Genomic DNA, 23,182 nt, shown 5'->3' on the forward strand with positions numbered 1-23,182 from the left:
GTCAGGGGCTGAGGTCAGGGAATTGAAGAGCGAACTCAGGGCGACGAGATGTTATCGGCGGCAGCCATCGCGGCCCGTTTCGCCAGCCGGGCCAGCACCCGGGAGGCGGCGGTAAAGCCGAAGCTGCCGGTAAGGAAGGTGGCGGCGCCGAAGCCGGAGGCGCAGTCCAGACGCGTGGACTCGCCGCTGCCGGGCTTCTGTAGGCAAACTTCGCCGTCGCTGGCCGGGTAGACCAGCTGTTCGTCGGAGTAGACGCACTCCACCGAAAAGCGCCGCTTCGGGTTGCGCGAGAAGCCGAACTCGCGGCGCAGCTGGGCGCGCACCTTGGCCAGCAGGGGATCGTGCTCGGTGCGGGCCAGGTCCCCAACTCGGATGCGGGTGGGGTCGATCTGGCCGCCGGCGGCACCGGTGACGGTGATCGGCAGTTTGCGTCGCTTGCACCAGGCGATCAGCGCCACCTTGGCCACCACGCTGTCGATGGCGTCCACCACATGATCGGCATCCTCGGGGATGCGTTCGGCCAGGTTGGCGGGGGTGACGAAGGCGGTGTCGGCCACCACCTCGATGCCCGGCTGGATGGCCCGGCAGCGCTCGGCCAGCACGTCGACCTTGGGCCGGCCGATGGTGCCGTCCAGGGCATGGAGCTGACGATTGACGTTGGAGACGCAGACGTCGTCAAGATCGATCAGGGTGAGCCGACCGATGCCGGAGCGGGCCAGCGCCTCCACCGTCCAACTGCCTACGCCGCCCACGCCCACCACCACCACGTGGGCAGAGCGGAAGTGCTCGAAGGCGCGGGTGCCGTAGAGTCGGCGGATGCCGCCGAAGCGCAGGGCGTAGTCGTCCGTGTCGACGGAGTCCTGGGGGGGAATGGCAGAAGAGGCGAAGGGCAGATTGGTCATGGTGGCGTGTCGGTCAGTCGGTGGCGGCGGGTTGATGATGGGACGGGCCCTCCTGCACTGTGTCCACCGGCAGGTGGCCGGACCAGCCGAATCGCTGGAAGAGCGCCGTCATGGTGGCGTCAAGTGCGCAGTTCAAACGCAGTGGCTGCCCGGTCACCGGATGCGCGAAGGCGAGCCCGGTGGCAGCCAGCAGTAGCCGCGGGGCGTCCAGCCGCTCGGCGAAAAATCGGTTGTGGTTGCCTTTGCCGTGCTTGGCATCGCCGATGATCGGGTAGCCGCGCTGGGACAGATGGCGGCGGATCTGGTGGCGCCGACCGGTGAGTGGGCGGGCCTCCATCAGGGAATAGCGGCTGTGCGGATAGCGATCCACCTGTACCGGCAATTCTACGCTGTCCAGGCGCCTTATCTCGGTGACCGCGTCCATGGCGGGCATCTCGGCTTTGGGGCGGCTGCCATCCTCCTCGCGCAGCGGGTACTCGAGCCGATCCGCTACGGGACCGATGCCGCGCACCACCGCCAGGTAGCGTTTGGCCACCAGGCGCTCGGTGAAGGCCTCGCTGAGCCGCTTGGCGATCTCCGGCGTGAGGGCGAACAGCATCACCCCTGAGGTGGGGCGATCCAGTCGATGCACGGGATAGACCCGCCGACCGAGCTGGTCGCGCAGCCGCTGCAGCAGGAATTCGCACTCGCCCCGGGCCAGGGCGGTGCGGTGGACCAGCAGTCCCGCCGGCTTGTGAACGGCTACCAGGTGCTCGTCGAGATGCAGGATGTGCAGAAGGTTGCTCATGCCGGGGAACCGCCGAGTCAGTAGGTGGCGTCACAAAGTGGCCGGCCATTGTCACCGCCGGAAGCGACGATGTCACCCACGAGCAGACGTGACCCTGGCCGTCAGCCGTCAGCCGGCGGCAGAGGGCAGCGGCGCCAGGCGGCGAATCTCCACGTGGGAGAACCAGTCGAGGTCTGCGGCAGCGGCCTTAAGCCGGCGAGCTGTCTGCTGGCTCTCCAGCGGTGAGTGCTCGTCGAGGCAGGCCACCACCGTGACACGACCCTCCAGGTAGTGCAGCTCCAGGTCGCGCAGCTCAGGCCAGTCGGGGAGGGTGGACCAGCGCTGCTCCAGCGCCGCCTCCACCTCGTGACGCAACGGCAGGCCGGGCAGTCGGCTCGGGTCTCCCGCGCCGGCGTCATCCTCTGGGTCGATGTGGAAGGTCAGGTCGGTCAGCGCAGGAAAGGCATGACGCATTCGGCGGCTCACCTCGTTGCCGATCTCGTGGCCCTCGGAAACGCTGATGCGCGGCGATACCACCACGTGAAGATCCAGCATGGTGCGTCCTGCCGACTGGCGAGTGCGCAGATCGTGGATGCCCTCCACTCCCGGCACGTTTAGTGCCACGTCGCGCATCGCCTCCTGCTGTGACACCGGCAGGGCGGTATCCACCAGCTCCCGGCCCGCCTCCCACAGCAGGTCCCAACCTACCTTGCCGACCAGCAGTCCCACGACCACTGCGGCTAGCGTATCCAGCCAGCCGTGGCCGAACTGGGTGCCCACCAGGCCCACCAGCACCACCCCGGTGGAGAGCACGTCCGAGCGGGAGTGCCAGGCGTTGGCCGCCAGCAGCTTGGAGTCCAGGCGGCGTGCCACGCGCATGGTGATCTGGAACAAGGCCTCCTTGGCAAGCAGGGCGGCCAAGGCAATCAGCATGGCCCAGATGCCTGGCGGCGGTATCTGGGCGCCGGAGAATAGCCGTTCCATGCTCGACCAGGCGATGGCGCCTGCCACGAAGATCAGTACGCTGCCCAGGAATAGCGTGGCCAAGGTCTCGATGCGACCATGTCCATAGGGATGATCATGATCCGGCCCCTGGCTGCCATAGTGGGTGGCGGCCAGTACGAAGCCATCGGTGATCAGGTCCGAAAAGGAGTGAATGCCGTCGGCGATCAGCGCCGCCGAGCCTACCAGGGCACCGGTGATCACCTTGACCAGGCCGACGATGCCGTCGACCCAGATGGCAAGCACAGTAACGCGTCGGGTGTCGCGGGTCCTCTGCTGGTGGCTGATCTCTGGGTCGGTGTTCTGCATGGTAGCCAGGCCTTGGGCGACGCGGTTGGTGCGCACTTGACGCACTCCGGTCATGGATGTTTTGAACGATTAAATAGTACCGAAAAGGTCCTCTTTCGTGCAATGGGCCGACTTGATGTCGGCGCCTTGCTGCGCCACTGTCGTGTTGTTCACCTATTAACGAGGAGTTGTTATGCCGTCTACCGTACTGATCACCGGCGCCAATCGCGGCGTCGGTCTCGCCCTGGCGAGCCGCTACCGCGATGCCGGCTGGGAGGTGATCGGCGTCTGCCGCAGCAGCGGTGACGATACCGCCGAGCTTCGGCAGGTGGCCGGCAGGGTTATCGAGGGCGTCGATGTGACCCTTGACGAAGACGTCGCCCGCCTGGCCGTTGAGCTGGAGGGCCAGCGGCTCGACCTGCTGATCAACAACGCTGGCCTGCTCAAGGACGAGCGCCTGGGCGAGCTCGACTTCGATTCCATTCGCGAGCAAATGGAGGTCAATGCTTACGCGCCGCTGCGAGTGACCGAGGCGCTGCTCGGCTGCCTGGGAGAAGGCAGCAAGGTGGCCAACATCACCAGCCGCATGGGCTCCATCGCCGACAACGACTCCGGCGGGCGCTACGGCTATCGCGCCTCCAAGGCGGCGCTCAACGCCTTCGGCAAATCGCTGGCCATGGACCTCAAGCCCCGCGGCATCGCGGTGGTTCAGCTTCATCCCGGCTATGTGCAGACCCGCATGGTCGACTTCGGTGGCATGATCACACCGGAAGAAGCCGCTGCCGGTATCGCCGAGCGCATCGAGGCGCTCAGCCTGGCAACGACCGGCAGCTTCTGGCACAGCAACGGCGAGCCGCTGCCCTGGTAGCCTGAACTAGCGACGAACGCTGCCTTCGCTAATAGCGTTGGCGGTGGGTGAAAAATTGTGTGTAGGCTAACGGTCTTTCCCTGGATCGGAGCCATCATGTCTGAGCCTTCCTCTGCCTTCTCGTCGGCTCGACATGAAGGCTGGCGCGTGCTGGCGGCCACCACCTGGGTGCAGGTGCTGTGCAGCGGCGGCATGCTGCTGGTGCCGACCTTGGCGCCCCAGGTGGCGGCGGCTTTCGGCGTGCCGACCGGCTGGGTGGGGCTGCAGGTCAGCCTGCTCTACGGGGTGGCGATGCTCACCTCGCTGCAGTCGGCCGTGCTGGCTCGGCGCCTGGGCGGCTGTCGAGCCAGCCAGTTGGCCATAGCGCTGGTCATGGTCGGCTGTGCGCTGGCCCTGATCGGTTCGCCGCTGGCGCTGCTGGCCACCACCCTCATGCTGGGTCTCGCCTACGGGATCACCAGTCCCGCGGCCGCGGAGCTGCTCACTCGCTTCACGCCCCCTGAACGCCGCAATCTCGTATTCTCCATCAAGCAGACCGGCGTCCCCCTGGGCGGCGTGCTGGCTGGGCTCCTGGCGCCGCCGCTGGCCGCCTACTGGAACTGGCAGGCGGCCTTCCTGGCGGTGGGCGGTGCCAGCCTGGCCACGCTGCTGCTGCTTCAGCCGCGGCGCGCCCGTTGGGACGCCACCCGCGATGCCGAGGTTCGCATGCAGCGCGCCGGCAGCCTGGACGTGCTGCGGCGCGACCGAGCCATGCGCTGGCTGGGCGCCACCGGCTTTTGCCTTTCGGCGGCGCAGCTCTCGCTATTGAGCTTCGCGGTGGCCTTTATGGTCGAGGAGCTGCTGCTGACTCTGGTGATGGCTGGGGCGATCGTTTCGCTGGTGCATGTGGCCGGAGTGTCCGGCCGCTTGGCCTGGGGCGCGTTGGCCGATCGCCTGGGAGGCAGCCTGCAGGTGTTGTTCGGGTTGGCCGGTATGATCGCCACGGTATTCCTGCTGCTCGCCCTCCTTGGTACCCGGGTGCCCACCTGGCTGACGATCACACTGATGGTGGTCGCCGGCGCAACGGCGGTGGGCTGGAACGGGGTCTACCTGGCCGAGGTGGCCCGGCGCTGCCGGCCCGGAGAGGTGGGCGAGGCTACCGCCGCCGTGCTGGTGCTCACCTACATGGGAGTGCTGGTGGGGCCGGCGCTGTTCAGCCTGATCGTCTGGCTGACCGGCAGCTATGCGGTGGGCTTCCTGCTGCCGACAATGACAGGCGCCTTGGCCGTCTTCTGTCTGCTGAACTGCGTGCGCGCCGATAAGGCTTCCCAGCCCGTCTGAGTGGCCTTATGGGACGATCGAATCCTTGGTGCCTAGCGAATGCCGGAGCGCAGGAAGGACTGCACGAACTGGCGCTGGAAGAGGAGGAAGGCGATCAGCAGCGGGGCGATGCTGAGCAGCGTCGCAGCGCTGACCGTAGCCCAGTTGACGCCGGTTTCCGGCGCCGAAAAGACCCCCAGCCCGACGGTGAGCGGGCGGCTCTCCACCGAGTTGGTGACGACCAGGGGCCACAGGAAGTTGTTCCAGTGGTGGCTGATCGACACCAGCCCGTAGGCCAGGTAGGTGGGCTTGGCCAGGGGCACATAGACCTTGAGCAGGATCGCCATCCAGCCGCAGCCCTCGATTCGCGCGGCATCCTCCAGCTCGCGGGGGATGGTCTTGAAGGTCTGGCGCAGCAGGAAGATGCCGAAGGCGCTGGCCACATAGGGCAGCCCGATGCCGGTGATGGTGTCGACCAGCCCGAGAGAGCTGGCGATGCGATAGTTCTCGACGATCAGTACCTCGGGGAAGACGAACAGCTGAATCAGCACCAGCATGAACAGGAAGTCCTTGCCGGGAATCGGGAAGCGCGCAAAGGCGAAGCCGGCCAGGGTGCAGACCACGAACTGGGCGAACACGACCCCGGTGACCAGCAGGAAGGTATTGAGGTAGTAGCGGGCAAAGGGAGCCTGTGCCCAGGCGTTGGCGAAATTGTCCAGGGTCAGCGGGGCGAGCAGATCGAATCTCACCATGAAGGCCGGTGGATGGAAGGCCGCCCAGACGGCGTAGAGCAGCGGGAAGATCCAGATCAACGCCAGCAGCCAGGCGGCGATGGTCTCCAGGCCGGGAAGGCGCAGGGGCATCGGCCTGACGGCGGTCTTGGCGGTGCTGAGCTGACTCATTGGTAGTGTGTCCTGCGGTCGAGGATGGCGAACTTCACCGTAGCCACGATCGCCAGTACCAGAAGGATCACCACGGTGATGGTGGCGGCATAGGTGCGGTCGAAGAACGAGAAGGCGTTCTCGTAGACGTAGTAGAGCAGCAGGTTGGTGGCGTTGTTGGGCCCGCCCTTGGTGAGGATAAAGAGGTGGTCTACCACTCGCACCGCGTTGATCAACGCGTTGATCAGCACGAACAGCGTGGTCGGCATCAGCAGAGGAAAGGTGACCCGCCAGAAGAAGCTCCAGCGGCTGGTGCCTTCCAGGTCGGCGGCTTCCTTGAGCTCGGGCGCCATGCCCTGCAGCGCGGCGAGATAGAAGATCATGAAGAAACCAGCTTCTTTCCACACCGTCATCACGATCACCGAGGTGAGCGCGACGCCGGGGTCGCCCAGCCAGTTGACGCCTGAAAGGCCCAGGGCACCGAGCAGCTTGTTGAACAGCCCGATCTGCGGGGCGTAGAAGAACATCCAGATGTTCGCCGCGGCGATCATCGGCAAGATGGTCGGTGTGAAATAGGCCATGCGCACGACGCCGCGTCCCGGCAGGCGGGCGTTGACGAACAGCGCCATGGCCAGCGCCAGGGCAATGGAGGTGGGAATCGTCCCCAGCGCATAGATCAGGTTGTTGCGTGCCACCCGCCAGAAGGTACTGTCCTCGATCAGCAGCCGATAGTTGTCGAGCCCGACGAATTCCGTCGGCGCGCCGCGAAAGCCGGGCAGGAACAGGCTGTTGATCAGGGTCGCGATGGTCGGCAGGTAGGCAAAGGTGGAGAGCAGCACGGCGGCCGGTAGCAGCAGAAGGGCGCCATAGAGCTGCATGCGGCGATGGGCAGTCATTTCGACCATGTCGGCCATCCGTTGTCATTGGGCGCCCCGAGGCGGCAGCCGCCGCCCCGAGGGTTTGGTCATTTTTCTGGTCTCATCGCGTCAGCGGGAATAGCGCCGCAGAGCCGCTTCGGCTTCTCTCTGGGCCTGTGCCAGTGCCTCGGCGGGCGTCATCTGCCCGGTCAGGGCCGCCTGGACGGCGTTGTCCAGCGCCCGACGTATCCGGCCACCCTGATAGGTGGAGAGCTCGGCGGTACCGTGCTCCAGCTGGTCCCGGGCCACTGCAGCCGGCGGGAACTGCTCGATGTAATCGCGCAGCGCCTCGGTCTCATAGGAGGCCGGGCTAACGCCCATGTAGCCGGTCTCGATAGACCAGGCGGCGGCTCGTTCCGGGTCGGTCATCCAGCGGATGAAGGTCATGGCGGCACGCTGTTCTTCCTCGCTGGCATCCTTGAAGAGGTAGAAGTTGCCGCCCCCGGTGGGGCTGCCCCGCTGGGTCTTCATCGGCAGCATGGCGACCCCGAAATCGAAGTCGGCCTCGTTACGCACCGCGGTGAGGTTGCCGGTGGTGTGCCAGATCATCGCCGTGGACTGCTCGATGAAGTTCTGGCGTAGGGTGCCCCATTCGATGGTGCCGTCGGGCATGGCGTTGTGCTCGGTGGCCAGCGAGACCCAGTATTCCAGCGCCTCGATGGCGGCCGGATCGTCGAAATAGACCTCGGTACCATTCTCGTTCATCAGCCGGTGGCCGTTCTGGAAAGCGAAAGCCTGGAACATCCAGTAGGGGTAGCCGGTGGAGGGAACCATCACGCCCCACTGCTCGCCATTCGATGCCTCGCGCACTGCGGCCGCCATTCGCGCCATGTCGTCCCAGGTCTCCGGTGGCGTCTCCGGGTCGAGGCCAGCTTCCTCGAAGGCGTCTTTGTTCCAGTAGAGCACGATGGTCGACCGCTGGAAGGGAATGCCGTACGTCATGCCGTCCAACTGGCCATTTTCCATCAGACCGGGATAGAAGCCCTCGAGCCACTCGCGTTCCTCGTTGGTCTCGATGACCTCATCGAAGGCGATGATGGCGTCCTGCTCCAGCAGCTCGTAAAGGTCGATGGAGAAGAGCACCGAGAGCTGCGGTGCGTCACCGGCCTCGATGGCCGACATGGCGCGCACCCGGGTGTCATCGTAATTGCCGGCGTAGATGGCATCCACGACGATCTCGGAGTGCTCGGCCTCGAACTGGTCGACCAGACCGTCGATGACGTCGGTGAGGGCTCCCCCCACGGCAATGGGGTAGTACATGGTCAGCTCGACCGGGTTGTCGGCGAGGGTGGGGCCGGCAGCAAGCAGGCCCGCGGCCATGGCCGTCAGGGGGAAGGAGAGACTCGCACGCATGGGATGACTCCTGTTTTCACGAGTGAATGCCCGGGATAATGCCGGAGTGCGTAGGCGACGCGCCTTGCTCGCCTTCGCCCGAAGTGCGGCCTAAGGCCGCGGAAACTGTCAGGGGAGTGAGATCATCCCGGCGCACGCCGTCGTCACCGAACAGGTGGGCCGCTGACGGGGCCCAGCCGAGACGACAGCGCTGGCCATCGGCCAGCGTCTGCTTGCCGGGAAGACGAGCGCGCAGTACCTGGTTGCCAACGGCCAGGCGCAGAATGGTATCGGCGCCGAGATACTCGCCGTCGATCACCCTGGCAGGTAGTCCGGGTTCGTGGGGGCCCAGCACTAAGATATCCTCGGGTCGCAAGCCCAGTTGACCGTGGCTCGCCTCGGCGGGCGCGACGGCAACGCTCGGTTCGCCGTCGATCACGGCTGCGCCCCTCGCCGCTTCCAGACTCACCAGATTCATCGCCGGGCTGCCGATAAAGCTCGCGGCAAAGGCGGTGGCGGGGCGGTTGTAGAGGTCATCCGGGCTGTCGTCCTGGATGATGACGCCGTCTTGCATGAGGATCACCCGATCACCCATGCTCATCGCCTCGACCTGATCATGGGTGACATAGACCACGGTCATGCCCAGCCTGGATTGCAGCGCCTTGATCTCGCGCCGCATCTCCCCACGCAGGCGGGCATCGAGATTGGAAAGCGGTTCGTCCATCAGACAGATGGGGTGCTCGGAGATGATCGCCCTGGCCAGTGCCACCCGCTGGCGCTGGCCGCCGGAGAGCTGTGCCGGCTTGCGATCCAGGTAGGCGCCGAGATCGACCAGTTCGGCCACTCGCTGCAGGCGTTCTCGTCGCTCTGCCCTGGGCACCTTGCGACTGCGCAGGCCGAAGACGATATTGTCGGCGACATTGAGGTGGGGGAAGAGCGCATAGGACTGGAATACCATGCTGAGGCCGCGATCCCCCGGCGGAAGCCGGGTCACATCGCGCTCGCCGATGTGGATGCACCCCTTCGTGGCCTGTTCGAGGCCCGCGATCATGCGCAGCGTCGTTGACTTACCGCACCCCGAGGGGCCGAGCAGGATCACGAACTGACCGGGGTGGACATCGAACGAGATGCCATCGACGGCGCGGCTATTACCCCAATGCTTGGCAACCCCTTCAAGGCGAATGCCCTTTTCACTGTCGTGGCTCATGGAAAATCCCGAGACGGGTACAAGTTTTAAAATAAGTGGTTGCACCGGCACAATCGCTGGCAATCAATCGATTGATATATGCTCTCTCGGTCAGGTTAATGCTCGTTGACGATATTGTGTCAATTTTATTGCAGCTATTTTTTGCTGATGTCATTGTTATGTCATCTAGGCTACATAAGTTATTTGCTCGGCTTTGCCATGGTGGTAGGCATAGATTTTATGTTTGCGAAATACGGTTTTTGATAATTTCATTAGGTTCAAAAATCTGTCAGCAGTATGAAATATTATCCTGTTACGCTCTTTTCGAAATAAGAATGAAATGTACGTATAGAAGCTTCTAAATTCCAAGGATTATTCAAGGGGAAAACATGAAAAAGACACTGATGACTGCCGCCGTGGCAGCCGCTATGGCCGCAAGTGCCGCCGGTAACGCCGCCGTGGTTTATGACCAGGATGGCACCAAGCTGGACCTCTATGCCCGTATCGCCATGGGTATCGAGGGCGGTGGTCTGGAAACGCCGACTTCTGACAATGGGGAAGAGTTCGTCAATGTGGGCTCTCGCTTTCAGATTACCGGCAGCCACCAGATTACCTCGGACCTGAGTGCCTTCGCTCGCGTGCAGTGGCGCTTCAACGGTGACGAGCGCGATACCGACTCCGGATTCAGCGAGGTTCGCAACAGCTACCTGGGCCTGAAGAGCGAGCAGTTCGGTACCTTCATGGCCGGCAACTACGACAGCTTCTACAGCGACTATGTTGCCGGTCCGTTCGACGTCTACATCAACGAAGGCTTCGAGATCGGCGGCGGTGGGCTCCAGGCGCGCGGCGACTCCCTGGGCTATATCTCTCCCAACCTGGAGGGGTTCCAGGCCTTCATCTCCGCCAAGCACTACAGCAAGCGCGGTGAAGCTCCCGATGCCCCCTCCTCGGAAGTTGTCACCCAGGGTGGCATCAGCTACGAAGTCGATGGCCTGCGTTTGGCGCTAGGCTATGTGGATGACGAGGATGGCCGGGCAGGCGGGCAGGGCGAGAACATCTATGGTGCCACGGTGGCTTACGACATCAATGATGCGTTCTCGGCTCGCCTCGCCTACGAGACCCAGGATGACAACTACGATACTGTGGGCCTTGGCATGACTTATGCTATAGATTCCTGGAAGTTTCATGCCGATTATTACAACATCGATATCGAAAATGCCGGCGATCGTAATGCCTGGGCGGCAGCGGCTCATTACAAGCTTTCGAAAAGCTTCGATATGTTCCTTGAGCTGAACGATGCCGACAGTGACTACGATGCTCCCGTCGATAGCGGTATCAATGATGACCTCTACTATATCGTCGGTGCCCGCTATCATTTCTGATCAATGATGGCAGCATAGTTCCATTTGTTCGGCTTTACTGAATCGATCATTGTGCCGACAACCTCACAGGTTGTCGGCTTTTTGATGTCTGTAGGCAGCTATTTATTTCATCATGCGGCGATGTGGCGATGTCCTACCGTTTGCTGACCGGTACTAAGCCACCCTTTTGGCTCAGCGGCCGATCCACTCCACTAAACTGGTCTCTCCCAGGGCATGGCACTCATGGCGGATGCGGCAGGTGGCGGCGTAGGGCAAGTCGAAGGTCAGCAGGCGCGAGAGCGGCTGCTCGAGGACCTGGTGCAGCACGGCGTTGGTGACGAACAAGTGACAGACCACCAGCAGGTGGTGTCCGGGCGGTTCCGCCAAAAGCCCCTGCCAGGCATCGCCGACCCGGGCGTCGAAGGCCTCCATGTCTTCGCCCCCGGGCGGTGAGGTTCGGCTGGGGTCGCTCCAGAGTGCCGCCTGACGGTCCAGCTCATCGCCTTCCGCTTCGCGCACCTCGGCATGGGTCTTGCCTTCCCAGTCGCCCAGGCTCATCTCTGCCAGCCCGGGCTCGATGGTCACCGGCAGATCGTGATATTCCCCCAGCCATAGGGCGAACTCCTGGCAGCGGGCGAGCGGCGAGGTAACGATGGCGTCCCAGGGCGGCTCACCGTCCGCCATCATCTGGCTGACGGCGTTCAGCATTTGTTGCCAGCCTCGCTCGCTCAGCGGGTGGTTGATAGTGCCACGCAGCATCCGGCCGCCCACCGGCTCGCCGTGGCGCATCAGGTCCAGGGTGGTTACCTTGGCATCGGGGAAACGCATGAACAGGCTCCTGCTGGAAGGGGCTCAGATGACGGCATGCCGTACCCGTGCCGAAATCCACTCTGACGCCAGCACGGTAACGAAGATCATCAAGAAGATCACGCTGACCTGGTTCCAGGCCAGGCTGTTGATGGCGGCGTTGAGCTGCAGGCCGATGCCGCCGGCCCCCACTAGCCCCAGCACGGTGGATTCGCGGATATTGATGTCCCAGCGGTAGACGCTGATGCCGGCGAAGGCAGGCAGCACCTGGGGCAGTACCCCGTAGCTCATTACCTGCATGCGACTGGCGCCGGTCGCGCTGATCGCTTCCACCGGGGTTGGATGGATCTCCTCGATGGCTTCATACAGTAGCTTGCCGACGAAGCCGATGGAGCGAAGGGCGATGGCGATGATGCCGGCCAGCACGCCGGGCCCAAGGATGGTCACCAGCAGCATCGCCCAGATCAGAGAATTGATGGAACGCGAAGAGACGATGATCAGCAGCGCGGCACTGCGCAACAGCGGATGTGGTGAGGTGTTGCGTGCCGCGAGGAAGGCCACCGGAAACGCCATGACGATGCCCAGCAGGGTACCCAGGGTGGCGATGTTCATGGTGTCCCACATCGGTTTCCACAGGCGGTGGGCGTAGGTCCACTCCGGGGGCAACATGCGGCTGATCAGGTCGCCGCCCTGGCGACCGGCGTCCTCGACGAAGACCCACATGGTGTTGTCGGAGATCAGCTTCCAGCACAGCAGGAACAGGCATATACCGGCCAGCCAGGCCAGATAGCTCAGCCATTGGGCGCGGGGCGTGCGCAGGCGCCAGATCGGCGTGCCCTGCGTCGTCATTGAAACGGGCATGATGAGGCTCTCCGAGGCTTACTGGGTCCAGCGGCGGACGTGGCTCGAGCTGTATTCGCAGAGCAGCACGATGGCGATGATGATCAGCAGGATCGCCGCCGAGGTGTCGTACTCGTAACGGCTGATGGAGGTGTTGAGGGTGGCACCGATGCCGCCGGCCCCCACGATGCCGATCACTGCGGATTCGCGGAAGTTGATGTCCAGGCGGTACATCGAGAGCCCGATCAGCCGCGGCATTACCTGGGGCTGAACGGCGTGGTTCATGGTCTGCCACCAGCTCGCTCCGGTGGCGCGAACGGCTTCCACCTGGCGCCAGTCCAGGTCCTCGATGTCCTCGGCCAGCAGCTTGGCCATGAAGCCGATGGTGGCGAAGGCCAGGGTGACCATGCCGGCAAGGGGGCCGAAGCCGAACATCACCACGAACAGGATGGCGATAATGATCTCCTGGAAGGTGCGCGATACGGTAATGATGCCTCGGCATAAATAGTAGATGGGCCAGGGGGAAATGTTGCGCGCCGCCCCGAGTCCCACCGGAATCGCCAGGGCCACGCCAATCACCGTTGAGGTGAGCGTCATGGTCAGACTCTCCAGGATGCCGTCGATGATGTCGTCGTGGCGGCTGACGAAGTCCGGCTGAGTGAAGGCAGCCAGGAAGTTGAGGCCACGGCTGGCACCCTCTGCCACCCGTGCCCAGTTGACGTCAATGGTGGAGAGCGCCAGCAGCAGATAGACAAGAGCGCCGAGTGCCAGTCCCCAGCGTAGCCTCGGGTCCCGGATCATCGGCTGCCGTCGCCACTCTCCGCGCCGGGCCAGCGTCTGTTGGCTCATGATGCCCCTCCGCTGGCCAACGTCAGACGTGCGGCCGGCCCGTGGCCATGTGCGGTCTCTTCATCATCGGCCTGCTCTTGGGCACCCCATTCTTCTTCGCCATAAATGGTGGTAAGAGTCTCGGCATCCAGTGCTTCGGGCCGCCCGTCGAAGACGATCTCGCCGGCGCGCAGGCCGACGATGCGGTCGGCGAACTGTCGGGCCAGGGCCACGTCATGGATGTTGATGATGGCGCCAAGATCGCGCTCGGCACACAGCTCGCGGATCAGCCGCATGATTTGCCGCGAGGTCTTGGGGTCCAGACTGGCTGTGGGCTCGTCGACCAAGAGCAGCTGTGGGTCCTGCAGCAGCGCCCTGGCGATGCCAACCCGCTGGCGCTGACCGCCGGAGAGAGCGTCGGCGCGCTTGTCGATGGCATGGGGCAGGCCGACCCGTTCCAACAGGCGAAAGGCCTCGATCACGGCATCGGCAGGATAGCGGCGAAGAAAGCTGCGCCAGAAGCCTACCTGGCCCAACCGGCCTGAGAGCACGTTCTCCATCACCGTCAGGCGATCCACCAGGGCGAACTCCTGGAAGATCATGCCCATGGCGCGGCGCGCTCGGCGCAGCTCGCGGCCGGAAAGCCGAGTCAGCTCGGTGTCGCCCAGGCGGATGCTGCCCGACGTGGGCTCTACCAGGCGGTTCACGCAGCGAATCAGGGTGCTCTTGCCGGCCCCCGAGGGGCCGATCAGCGCCATCACCTGGCCCCGCGGCAGGGTCAGCTCGATGTCGGTCAGAGCGCGGTCCCCGGTGGGGTAGCGCTTGTTGACCTTGGATAGCGTCAGCATGGTGTGTCTTCCTTCACGCATACGGCCAGGAGAGTGTTGCCCTCCTGGCCGATCATTCCCATGAGTCGGTTTCGATGATGAAACAGAACCCGTGTTTACGGCACTCAGTTACAGTCGTAGGTCACGCCGTTCGCCTCATCGATGGTGCGGATTACCGCCCAGTGCTCATTGAAGGTGATGGGGATGAACTGGGATTCGCCGGAGTTGGCGAATTCGGCCTGCAGAGCGCTATCTTCCCAGTCGTAGCTGAAGAAGGCGTCCTGAACCTTTTCGACGAGCTCGGGATGCAGATTGTAGACGTGCCCGTAACTGGTAGTGGGGAAGGTCTGAGAGGTGTAGATGACGTCAAAGTCGCCTTCATTGATGACACCGCGAGCCAGCATGCGGCTGGAGACCGAGTTGGCGATGGCAGCTGATTCATAATCCTTGTTGATCACGCCCAGGATGGAGTTGTCATGCGAGCCGGAAAAGGCAGTATCGAAGTCTTCATCCGGCACCAGGCCGAACTCGCTGCCCAGCAGGGCGGAAGGCGCCTTGAAGCCAGAGTTTGAAGTGGGAGAGGTGAAGGCCATGCTGCGGCCGGCCAGGTCGGAAACGGACTCGATGCCGCTGCCCGGATAGGTGATGATCTCCATCTCATAGCCAAAGCTACCGTCTTCGCTGGCCATCATGGTGAAGGGAACGAAGCCGGCGCAGTTCACCGCGATGGGATTGGAGCCGGTATTGAAACCGGCCACGTGCAGGCGGCCGGCGCGCATGGCTTCCAACTGGGCGGCGTTGGACTGCACCGGGAAGAACTGAACGTTCTTGCCGGTGACTTCTTCCATGTGTGCGAGAAAGTCGGCCCAGACCTCGGCATAGACGGCCGGGTCTTCTACCGGGGTGTAGGCGAATACCAGGGTGCTGGGGTCGGCCCATTGGGATTCGTCGGTCGGTGCGTCGGCCACCAAGTCGCCATCGGCATCGGTGAAGCGCGACGACAGATTGGCGCTGGCCGTCAGGCTGGCAGCGGCGAAAAGGCCGGCAATTGCGCCGACCAGCAGGGTGCGATGGAAAGTCTTGGCAGTCATGATGGCTCCGTGGCGTGATGACGAAAAACTTGGATCGTAAATACATTGACGGTTGCTCATGACAGTGACGAGTCGAAGGGGTGACGATGCGATGAACAGGCGATGACCGATCGGTGTCACGGGATAACGCCGCGCCCTTGGGTCGGCAGCGGTTGCGATGAAACGCATTAGCTGGCGTTGCCTCCCGCCATGAGGCAGCGATAGAGCTCGGCGAGCTCCGCGGCCTTGGCATCTTCATGCCAGCCAGCGGCGTAGGCCTTGCCGCTTGCGGAGAGCGTCTGGCGCAGACCGTCGTCGTTCAGCAGTCGGTTGACCCTGGCGGCGAAGTCGTTGAGATCCTCCTCGGCAATCAGGCAGCCCTCTCCTTCCTCCAGCACATTGCGGGTACCCATCACCGCCGTGGACACAACGGGTGTGCCCAGCGCCATTGCCTCCAGCAGCACCAGCCCCTGGGTCTCGGTGCGCGAAGCGAAGACGAACACATCGGCGGCTCGGTAAGCAGCCTGCAGGGGGCCATCGCGGTCGAGATAACCAAGAAATATCACGGCTCCGCCCACACCGGACTGCTGAGCCTGGTCGGCCAGCTCTGCCTGGGCCGGTCCCTCGCCGGTGATGATCAGCCGCGTGGTAGGGTGCTCGGCCAGCACCAGAGGCAACATCTCGATCAGGAAACCGATGTTCTTCTCATGAGCGGCCCGGCCCACAAAGAGCAGTAGCCGTGCCTCCGAGGGGAGGCCATGGCGGTGTCGAAAGTCCTCCGCCTCTTGAGGATGAGTGAAAGTTTCCAGCGCCAGTCCGGTGGGTATCACCGCCATGGGGGTGGTCACGCCGTAGCCTGTCAGCGCCGTCTGCATCGCCTGAGAGGGAGCGATCAACACGCTGAGCTGGTGACACTGGTGCACCGAAAAACGACGCGCGGCAAGGCGCAGCCAGCGGCGCGGTAGCCAGCGCACATAGTGGTGCAGGTATTCTTCGAACAGAGTGTGGTAGGTGGCCACTACCGGCACTTCCAGCCGCCTGCCCAAGGCAATGCCGGCATAGTGGGCCACGAAGGGCGTGTGCACATGGATCAGGTCGAAGGGCTGCTCGGCGAACTCAGGGGTGAGGGCAAGCAGGCCCCGGTAGCGCATCATGCGATCCTCCGGGTCGCTTGGTACCCCGCGTGAGGGGATGCGCAGCACGCCCGGCTCATCCATCTGGCCCACCGGGTAGTCCGGGCAGGCCAGGATGACCGTGTGCCCCAGGCGCTCGAGGGCAGCTCGGAAGCTGGCGATGGAAGTAGAGACCCCGTTGATGCGCGGGAAATATACGTCCGAGAGCATCAGAATCGTCATGCTTCCCGGTAGGCGGTCGGGAGAAGACCTCGCTGTTTGCAGCGCTGCCGTTGCCGGCGCCAGTCGCGCCTTGTGCTCAGCCAGAATCTGCTGGGCCAGCGCATTGCCCCTGGCCAGCCGGATCAGGGACTCCACCTCTGCTTCGCTGAGCGCTGGGTGTGCGCGTCGAGGCATACGATAAGACTCTGTTATGATGATGGGACCCATGCTTGCGCGTGACTGTGACGTCTTCATGACCTCTCTTCGCAACCCCGTGCGAAATGGTATGACTCTCACGACGCGCGATGCTGAAAGCAGCCAAGGCATTTCACATTTCTCTAGACCCAAGGAGAACGCCCATGTTGGACCTGATCTCTCATCCGGTGGCCCATGTGGTGGCGATGAAGGCGGGGGGTATCGTGAATGGTAGTGATCTCCAGTGCGCCATCGATGCCATCGAGGCCGCCAAGCGCGATCATCCGGTGATCAGCCTGGTGGTCGAGATCGATAACCTGCGCTTGATGACCCTGACTGCGCTGCTCAAGGACATCGGCTATGGCCTGACCCAGTTAGGCGATCTCGAGCGCTACCATCGCGCTGCCGTGGTCACCGACCAGGCGTGGATCGAGCATATCGTTCATCTGGAAGAGCGACTGTTCAAGGCCGTGGAGATCCGTACCTTTCGAAGCGATGAACACGCTGATGCCATGGCCTGGGCGGCTGAATTACCCGAGGGAAGCCACGAGGATCCCGAGGAGGATGGCTATCACGGTGCCTGACCGTGCCACATCATTTCGCTACAAGACGCCAGCAGCGGCTGGCGTCTTGCCGAGAAGGTGATGCGCGTTTTCTACCAGCGATATCCACTCCGAACAATAAAGAGCCTGTATGTTATGAAAAAGGTAGAACTTTTTTTTGAACAGTTATTGTGGAAGTCTCGATTTTTGGTTCTGATTGCTGTTATTGCCAGTTTGATCGGTTCTCTTGTGTTGTTTTTGGTTGGTACTCTAGATATTTTCAAGGTTGCTTTGAAAGTGTTTTATTATTATTTGGGGCGCGGCAGTCAGGATATTCACGAATTTATCGTTACCGACATTATTGTTGCCATCGATATCTACTTGGTGGCAGTGGTTTTGCTTATTTTTGGCGCGGGGGTGTACAGGTTGTTCATATCTCCAATTGATAAATCGGAAGAAAGTGGAGCTGCACATCCATTCAATATTCAAACATTTGATGAGTTGAAGGATAAAATTGTTCGGGTTGTCGTTCTTGCGGTGATAATTGAATTTTTCAGAGCAGTCGTAGACATTCAGTTTTCAACCCCCTTGGATGCAATCTACTTGGCTTTATCGGTTTTAGCGTTGGCAGCCTCTGTCTACCTCATGAACATGAGCCATGATAAGGCTCCGGGGAAGAAAAACCTGAACCCGTGAGCCCGAAGTCGAGATCTCGCCTGTTTCTTGCACTGAGCAAAATGACCCATCACGACCCACGAGAGATCGTGGATCGCCACCGGCCTGACCGACGCCGATCAGCTCAAAAGATAGGGTTGGTGGACCGCTTACCATCATGTGAGGCTTGCTCGGCCCGGCGGCAGATCTCGGCGGTCAGACGCTTGAACAGAACCAGATGCGCGGGCTTCATCGCCGCCCAGTAGAGTTGGCCCGCGATCCCTTCCGGGTTCCAGAATGCGGTGGCCGTCACCCGAGCGCAGTCTCCTATTGGCGCGACACGGAATTCCAGCACGCCGTGCCCCGGCGCCTTCATCCCGAACTCCAGCGCCAGAAGTTCGGGCGCCGCGGCGATACTCACCCGCCAGCTGTCGATCTGGTCTCCGGCCCTGATCGGGCGTCCTTCGGGTCGCCCGCGGCGCCTGCCAGGCCCGCCAACCACCGCGTCCAGCCATTCGCGCATGGCCCAGAGGCCGTTGAGGGTGTAGTAGCGATTGTTGCCGCCGATCGCCGAGACAACCTGCCATACCGCTTCTGCCGGAGCGCGGGTGTGGGCCGTGCTACCGGCGTGAAGAGGATAGTGTCGATAGTCCTGACGTGGCGTTTCCACGGGCATAGGAGGCTCCTGCCGATTGGGATGGGCGCCGATCCGAGACATCAGCGCCAAGGCCGGGCATCTGGCCCTGCGCAAGGCTGATGTGCATTGATCCGGATCAGAATACGCTATACGTTCGAGTTTGACGCAGCGCAAAGGCACAAGGTGATGAACACATGACCCAAGCCAAAGTGGCGATCACCGGTGCGACGGGATTTCTCGGCAGACGTCTGGTGGAAAAGCTGGCGATTCGTGGCATCCCCGTCACGGTGTTGAGCCGATCTCCTTCTAAAGCTGCCGCCCGGTTCCCCAGGGACCAGTTTCCGCTGGTCACTGTGGCGGGCTACGATCCCTTTGATCCCGCGACCATCGCCCCGGGGCTGATCGACGCCACGGCGGTGGTGCATCTGGCGGGCGAGCCCATTTCGACTCGCTGGACACCCGGGGTGCGCGCCGCCATCCGCAATAGCCGCGAGACGGGCACTCGCGCACTTGTCACCGCCATCGCCGGAATGCCCAGCCGACCGGCCACGCTGATCTCGGCCTCGGCCTGCCGCTATTACGGAATCAGCGAGAGCAAGCGCTTTGCCGAGGACAGCCCCCCAGGTCCGTCCGGCGATTTCCTGACCGACACCACGCACCTGTGGGAGGCCGAGGCCCAGCGCGCCGCCGACCACGATCTGCGGGTGGTAATTCTGCGCTTTGGTATTGCGCTTGCGGTGACCGAAACCGGACGCGAAACGCTCAAGCGGCTGCGCCCGTTTCTGGGTGGTCGCGTCGGGTCGGGGCGGCAATGGGTCAGCTGGATCCATCGTGAGGATGCGATCGATATCCTTCTGCGTGTGCTGGACACTCCCGGAATGCGCGGGGCCTTCAACGCGACATCTCCTCATCCCGTGCGGATGCGCCAGGTAACCGACGCCTTTGGCCGTGTGTCACGCAGCTTCTTGCGCGTGCCGGTGCCCGCGATGGTGATTCGTCAGCTGCTGGGCGATGGTGCCACCGTGGTGCTTGATGGCCAACGCGTGCATCCCGACCGGTTGCTGGCCGACGGATTCCGCTTTCGCTTCCCGCAGATCGAAACGGCGGTCTACGACATCCTCTCCTGAGCCGCAGCCCGCGCCAGTCCGCGCAGGGAGGCGCGCAGCACTACCGCATGTGCCGGCCAGAGCATAAACCAGTAGAGCAGCCCCCACACTCCGGCCGGATGCCAATGCAACACCAGTGCGATTCGTGATCCGCCTGTCGCGCTGGGCTCGACCGTGATCTCCATTCCGCCCTCGCCTGGCGCGCGCAGGCCCGAAAGCAGTATCAGCCCCGCGCCGGGCCGCACTCGGTGCACGCGCCAGAAATCGAAGGTCTCGCCTTCGGCGAAGGGGCCGGCGTGCTGGCGCGGTCCAGCGTTCGCTCCGCCCATCCAACGGTCTACTGCCGCCCGCAGACGCCAGACCGGGTTGAGGGCGAAATAGCCTGCCGCCCGTGTGGCGAGCCCCTCAAGTGTCCGCCACAGCGCCGCCGACGGTGCCGCGCAGTCCCGCTCCAGTGTCATGCGTTTGCCGTAGAAGCTGATGTCATGGCGATACCCGCGCAGGTCGAAGGCCCCCTCGCGCCAGCGGTCGCCGGACAGCATGTTGCGCTCGGCTGCGAGCGCTTTCTCCACGGCAGCGTCGAAACCCAGACAGTCGCGCGGCACCAACGCCCGCAGGGCGTTGTCATCGGCACTCAGGTCATGGCGCAGCCCGCCGATCAGGGCTCGCGCTAACGGGGCGGGCACGCCAGTCACGAGATCCATCCAGTAGCTTGACAGTTTCGGGGTCAGCAACGGCACGGGTACGATCACCGGCGCGCGCCGCCCCAGAGCGAGCGCCACCCCGCGCATCATCGCTTCATAGGTCAGCCGCTCGGGACCGCCGGTCTCGAACACGCGGCCTGCGGCCTCGGGCCGCGTCGCCAGCGCTACCAGGTCGGCCAGCAGGTCGGCCAGTGCGATCGGCGGAGATGACACGCGCACCCAGCGTGGCGTCACCATCACTGGCAGATGCCCCACCAGATCACGCATCACCTCGAAGGCGGCCGATCCCGGCCCGATGATGATGCCCGCACGAAGTTCGACCACCGGCACCGAACCTGCTCGAAGCATTGTGCCGGTTTCGACCCGAGAGGCCAGATGTTCGGTATCAGCCCGGTCCGGCGCGAGCCCGCCCAGATAGACGATGCGATGGACTCCGGCCTCCTCGGCGGCCCGGGCGAAATTGCGAGCCGCCTCTCGGTCGCGCGCGGGAAAGCCGCGCCCTCCACCCATGGAGTGCACCAGATAGAAGGCGACCTCGACCCCTGCAAGCGCCGGGGCCAGCGTGGCCGGGTCAAGCGCATCCGCGCACACCTGATCGACTCCCTGCCAGCCTTCGGCTTCCAACGTCGAGAGCCGCCGCGCGGCGGCGCGCACTCGCCGCCCCTGTGCCACGAGATGCGGCACGACATTGCGTCCGACATAGCCGCTTGCCCCAAACACAAGCCAGAGGGGTTCAGCGGCCCTCATGTGAGGTTGTCAGAGCTGTTTGCCAGGCCGTTAGGAAAATGATCGGTCATTCTGCGAGCTCCTTCTTTGCCGTTCTATCAGTGTGCATGGGACGTGGCACGCGTCATCTCGAGGCGTTACCCATGGGCAGGAGTTCCTGCATACCATGACGCTGAAGCTGTTGGCCAATGATGGTGGCTATTCAATTCCATTTAGACACCAGGCCTTGCCGTCGACGTTGTCCCGCTACCCTGTTGCCGGGCCGCTGGGTCGACATTCAGCTAGGTTGAAGGGAGTACCCACCAGCACTCGATACGGGAGGAGATGCCGATACCCAGGCCTGCATGGCCGGTGCCATGGCCGAGGCCTACCACGGTGGTCTGCCGGAGGCGCTGCGGCGTGAGACCCTCGCTCGACTTCCTCAGGATCTGCGCCAGGTGGTGGAGGCTTTTCGGACGCGCTTTGCCCTGGCCTAGGAGAGTGTCATCCCGGTTTCATGGTCGTGAGGCAGAGTGTATTCCGCCTCGTGCCCTGATCTCTGGAGACTGTCGTGCGCCTAGCCCTATTCGACCTTGACGATACCCTGCTGGATGGCGACTGCAGCGCGCTGTGGAATGACTGGATGGTGGAGCGGGACTGGATCGTCGCGCCGGGTCACTTTCTGGACAGCGCTCAGAAGATGAATGCCGCCTATCATGCCGGTCGGCTGAGGCTGGAAGAGTACCTGGCCCTGACGCTGTCCCCCTTGGCGGGGCGCCATAGGGACGAGGTGGCTAAAGAGGTGGAGGCCTTCGTGGCAGCCCGTGTCGTTCCTCGGCTATTTGCTCAGGGGCACGAGTTGATTGCCCAGCACCGTCAGCAGGGCGATCTTCCATTGTTGATCTCCGCTTCCTCGCGGCACCTGGTGGCGCCGGTGGCGGCTTCGCTGGGCATCCAGGAGGTGATCGCCGTGGAGCCGGCCTTCGACGGTCAGTATTTTACCGGCCACACCACCGGCGTGCTCTCCTACCGCAGCGGCAAGGTCGCTCGCATCGACGCCTGGCTGTCGGAGCAGGGTGTTGCAGCCACCCACCTGAGTTTCTATTCCGATTCCCAGAACGATCTGCCGCTGCTCAACCGTGCCGATCGTCCCGTGGCGGTAAACCCCGATCCGGTGCTGGCCGAGGTGGCCAGGTATGAGGGATGGGAGCGTCTCGACTGGCGGAGCCCGGCAAGGCACCCTGAGATGCCCAGCCCGGTGGCCAGTGAATGAACGAAGCCTACTATCTGCGTCTGACCGATCGCCTGCGTGAACTGCTCCGTGAGCCTGAGGCTAGCGAAGAGGGACGCCTGCCTGCGGAACGCGTCCTGGCAGAACGCTTCCAGACGACTCGCGGCACGCTTCGTCAGGCGTTGGCGCAACTAGAGGCGGAAGGGATCATTCATCGCAGTAATCGGCGGGGGTGGTTTGTCTCTCCGCCTCGGCTTGTCTATGACCCCACTCGGGATGCCGGCTTCAATGACTATGTTCGTGCCCAAGGGCGTCGGCCACGCACCGAGGTGCTCAAGGTGGAAACACGCCCTCACCTGCCGGCTGCCGAGGCCCTGGAGCTTCCGGCACCTACGCTTTTCTACCATATCCGTCGCCGTCGTTACGTGGATGATCGGGCCGTGCTGGCCGAGTCGCTGTGGGTGGTGTCAGATCGCGTCCCTGGGCTGCTCCAGGAGCGTTTCGATCACTCGTTGTGGGGGCTGTTGCGCGACCGCTGGCATATCAATCTGGCGCACCGGTCAATTCGTATGTTCTCGGAGGCCCTGGGATCCTGTGATGCCCGTGAGCTGGGAGTCATGCCTGGAACTGCGGGGCTGGGTGTGCGTCGCGCGATTTTTGACGCCGAGCGCCGCCCCGTTGAGTTCGATGAAGAGCACTGGCTCCACGATGCGCTTTGCATCGCAGTAGATATCTGACTCTGCGGCACGACATTCTTTCTCTGCATTCTTCAACAAGGCGTCAAGTAATCGTCACTTGGCTGTCATTCGGGCGGGCGAGACTTTTGGTCTATACCAAGGACGGTAAGTCGAATACTGAGCTGTTTACCAAGTTCCCTCAGCCACTCGTCCGGAGCATTCC

24 protein-coding genes are annotated in these 23,182 nt (G+C 63.2%); 9 read left to right on the forward strand and 15 right to left on the reverse strand.

The window, feature by feature from the left end:
- Positions 1 to 35 precede the first annotated feature (35 nt).
- The 3 genes from tcdA to ACFODV_RS03110 all read right to left on the reverse strand — a co-directional run bounded on the left by tcdA (position 36) and on the right by ACFODV_RS03110 (position 2,979).
- Positions 36 to 902, reverse strand: coding sequence for a tRNA cyclic N6-threonylcarbamoyladenosine(37) synthase TcdA (gene tcdA / locus ACFODV_RS03100; protein ID WP_379754511.1), 867 nt, complete (start codon positions 900 to 902; stop codon positions 36 to 38).
- A gap of 13 nt (positions 903 to 915) precedes the next feature.
- Positions 916 to 1,689, reverse strand: coding sequence for a pseudouridine synthase (locus ACFODV_RS03105; protein WP_379754514.1), 774 nt, complete (start codon positions 1,687 to 1,689; stop codon positions 916 to 918).
- Positions 1,690 to 1,797: 108 nt separating this feature from the next.
- Entirely contained in the window at positions 1,798 to 2,979 is a 1,182-nt protein-coding gene (locus ACFODV_RS03110; protein WP_379755570.1) for a cation diffusion facilitator family transporter, read from the reverse strand.
- Positions 2,980 to 3,151: 172 nt separating this feature from the next.
- Here ACFODV_RS03110 and ACFODV_RS03115 point away from each other — a divergent pair, with 172 nt between their 5' ends.
- Entirely contained in the window at positions 3,152 to 3,826 is a 675-nt protein-coding gene (locus ACFODV_RS03115) for an SDR family oxidoreductase (protein ID WP_379754517.1), read from the forward strand.
- Between the two features lie 96 nt (positions 3,827 to 3,922).
- On the forward strand, positions 3,923 to 5,146 hold the full coding sequence (locus ACFODV_RS03120; protein ID WP_379754520.1) for an MFS transporter: 1,224 nt from the start codon (positions 3,923 to 3,925) through the stop codon (positions 5,144 to 5,146).
- A 32-nt stretch (positions 5,147 to 5,178) separates the two neighbouring features.
- On the opposite strand, the gene ACFODV_RS03125 is transcribed toward ACFODV_RS03120, so the two are convergent.
- The 4 genes from ACFODV_RS03125 to ACFODV_RS03140 all read right to left on the reverse strand — a co-directional run bounded on the left by ACFODV_RS03125 (position 5,179) and on the right by ACFODV_RS03140 (position 9,462).
- Positions 5,179 to 6,027, reverse strand: a complete 849-nt coding sequence (locus tag ACFODV_RS03125) for a carbohydrate ABC transporter permease (RefSeq protein ID WP_379754523.1) — start codon at positions 6,025 to 6,027, stop codon at positions 5,179 to 5,181.
- Complete coding sequence (locus ACFODV_RS03130; protein WP_379754526.1) at positions 6,024 to 6,911, reverse strand: carbohydrate ABC transporter permease; 888 nt, start codon at positions 6,909 to 6,911, stop codon at positions 6,024 to 6,026. The genes ACFODV_RS03125 and ACFODV_RS03130 overlap by 4 nt, the downstream gene beginning before the upstream one ends.
- An 81-nt stretch (positions 6,912 to 6,992) precedes the next feature.
- Positions 6,993 to 8,276 carry an ABC transporter substrate-binding protein gene (locus ACFODV_RS03135; protein WP_379754529.1) on the reverse strand — a complete coding sequence of 428 codons (1,284 nt, stop codon included), beginning with the start codon at positions 8,274 to 8,276 and terminating at the stop codon, positions 6,993 to 6,995.
- A gap of 16 nt (positions 8,277 to 8,292) precedes the next feature.
- On the reverse strand, positions 8,293 to 9,462 hold the full coding sequence (locus ACFODV_RS03140) for an ABC transporter ATP-binding protein (protein ID WP_379754532.1): 1,170 nt from the start codon (positions 9,460 to 9,462) through the stop codon (positions 8,293 to 8,295).
- 368 nt (positions 9,463 to 9,830) lie between these two features.
- On the opposite strand from ACFODV_RS03140, the gene ACFODV_RS03145 reads away from it, so the two are divergent.
- Positions 9,831 to 10,823 (forward strand): porin, encoded by a 993-nt coding sequence (locus ACFODV_RS03145; protein ID WP_379754535.1) that lies wholly within the window; start codon positions 9,831 to 9,833, stop codon positions 10,821 to 10,823.
- Between the two features lie 171 nt (positions 10,824 to 10,994).
- Here ACFODV_RS03145 and ACFODV_RS03150 read toward each other — a convergent pair whose 3' ends face one another.
- The 6 genes from ACFODV_RS03150 to ACFODV_RS03175 all read right to left on the reverse strand — a co-directional run bounded on the left by ACFODV_RS03150 (position 10,995) and on the right by ACFODV_RS03175 (position 16,703).
- Positions 10,995 to 11,630, reverse strand: a complete 636-nt coding sequence (locus ACFODV_RS03150) for a histidine phosphatase family protein (protein WP_379754538.1) — start codon at positions 11,628 to 11,630, stop codon at positions 10,995 to 10,997.
- A gap of 24 nt (positions 11,631 to 11,654) precedes the next feature.
- Positions 11,655 to 12,470, reverse strand: a complete 816-nt coding sequence (gene phnE / locus ACFODV_RS03155; protein WP_379754541.1) for a phosphonate ABC transporter, permease protein PhnE — start codon at positions 12,468 to 12,470, stop codon at positions 11,655 to 11,657.
- Positions 12,471 to 12,488: 18 nt separating this feature from the next.
- On the reverse strand, positions 12,489 to 13,298 hold the full coding sequence (phnE, locus tag ACFODV_RS03160; protein ID WP_379754544.1) for a phosphonate ABC transporter, permease protein PhnE: 810 nt from the start codon (positions 13,296 to 13,298) through the stop codon (positions 12,489 to 12,491).
- Positions 13,295 to 14,125 carry a phosphonate ABC transporter ATP-binding protein gene (gene phnC / locus ACFODV_RS03165; protein ID WP_379754547.1) on the reverse strand — a complete coding sequence of 277 codons (831 nt, stop codon included), beginning with the start codon at positions 14,123 to 14,125 and terminating at the stop codon, positions 13,295 to 13,297. The genes phnE (ACFODV_RS03160) and phnC overlap by 4 nt, the downstream gene beginning before the upstream one ends.
- A gap of 104 nt (positions 14,126 to 14,229) precedes the next feature.
- On the reverse strand, positions 14,230 to 15,195 hold the full coding sequence (gene phnD, locus ACFODV_RS03170; protein ID WP_379754550.1) for a phosphate/phosphite/phosphonate ABC transporter substrate-binding protein: 966 nt from the start codon (positions 15,193 to 15,195) through the stop codon (positions 14,230 to 14,232).
- Positions 15,196 to 15,362: 167 nt separating this feature from the next.
- Positions 15,363 to 16,703 carry a glycosyltransferase gene (locus tag ACFODV_RS03175; protein ID WP_379754553.1) on the reverse strand — a complete coding sequence of 447 codons (1,341 nt, stop codon included), beginning with the start codon at positions 16,701 to 16,703 and terminating at the stop codon, positions 15,363 to 15,365.
- Between the two features lie 164 nt (positions 16,704 to 16,867).
- Between ACFODV_RS03175 and ACFODV_RS03180 the strand changes: the two genes are divergently transcribed.
- Positions 16,868 to 17,287 (forward strand): SpoIIAA family protein, encoded by a 420-nt coding sequence (locus ACFODV_RS03180; protein ID WP_379754556.1) that lies wholly within the window; start codon positions 16,868 to 16,870, stop codon positions 17,285 to 17,287.
- Between the two features lie 114 nt (positions 17,288 to 17,401).
- Positions 17,402 to 17,941, forward strand: coding sequence for a YqhA family protein (locus ACFODV_RS03185; RefSeq protein ID WP_379754559.1), 540 nt, complete (start codon positions 17,402 to 17,404; stop codon positions 17,939 to 17,941).
- Between the two features lie 103 nt (positions 17,942 to 18,044).
- Here the strand turns inward: ACFODV_RS03185 and ACFODV_RS03190 are convergent, their stop codons facing one another.
- Entirely contained in the window at positions 18,045 to 18,575 is a 531-nt protein-coding gene (locus ACFODV_RS03190; protein ID WP_379754562.1) for a DUF2867 domain-containing protein, read from the reverse strand.
- Between the two features lie 155 nt (positions 18,576 to 18,730).
- On the opposite strand from ACFODV_RS03190, the gene ACFODV_RS03195 reads away from it, so the two are divergent.
- Entirely contained in the window at positions 18,731 to 19,663 is a 933-nt protein-coding gene (locus tag ACFODV_RS03195) for a TIGR01777 family oxidoreductase (RefSeq protein ID WP_379754565.1), read from the forward strand.
- Here ACFODV_RS03195 and ACFODV_RS03200 read toward each other — a convergent pair.
- Positions 19,645 to 21,093: a DUF2867 domain-containing protein gene (locus ACFODV_RS03200; protein WP_379754568.1), complete on the reverse strand. Its 1,449-nt coding sequence runs from the start codon at positions 21,091 to 21,093 to the stop codon at positions 19,645 to 19,647. The genes ACFODV_RS03195 and ACFODV_RS03200 overlap by 19 nt on opposite strands.
- A 323-nt stretch (positions 21,094 to 21,416) precedes the next feature.
- Between ACFODV_RS03200 and ACFODV_RS03205 the strand changes: the two genes are divergently transcribed.
- The 3 genes from ACFODV_RS03205 (at position 21,417) to ACFODV_RS03215 (ending at position 23,019) form a co-directional block, all read left to right on the forward strand.
- Positions 21,417 to 21,548, forward strand: a complete 132-nt coding sequence (locus tag ACFODV_RS03205) for a hypothetical protein (RefSeq protein ID WP_379754571.1) — start codon at positions 21,417 to 21,419, stop codon at positions 21,546 to 21,548.
- A 74-nt stretch (positions 21,549 to 21,622) separates the two neighbouring features.
- Complete coding sequence (locus ACFODV_RS03210; RefSeq protein WP_379754574.1) at positions 21,623 to 22,324, forward strand: HAD family hydrolase; 702 nt, start codon at positions 21,623 to 21,625, stop codon at positions 22,322 to 22,324.
- Positions 22,321 to 23,019 carry a UTRA domain-containing protein gene (locus ACFODV_RS03215; RefSeq protein WP_379754578.1) on the forward strand — a complete coding sequence of 233 codons (699 nt, stop codon included), beginning with the start codon at positions 22,321 to 22,323 and terminating at the stop codon, positions 23,017 to 23,019. The genes ACFODV_RS03210 and ACFODV_RS03215 overlap by 4 nt, the downstream gene beginning before the upstream one ends.
- The last annotated feature ends 163 nt before the right edge of the window (positions 23,020 to 23,182 follow it).

The organism is Halomonas tibetensis (assembly GCF_042643535.1).
Lineage (GTDB): Bacteria > Pseudomonadota > Gammaproteobacteria > Pseudomonadales > Halomonadaceae > Halomonas > Halomonas tibetensis.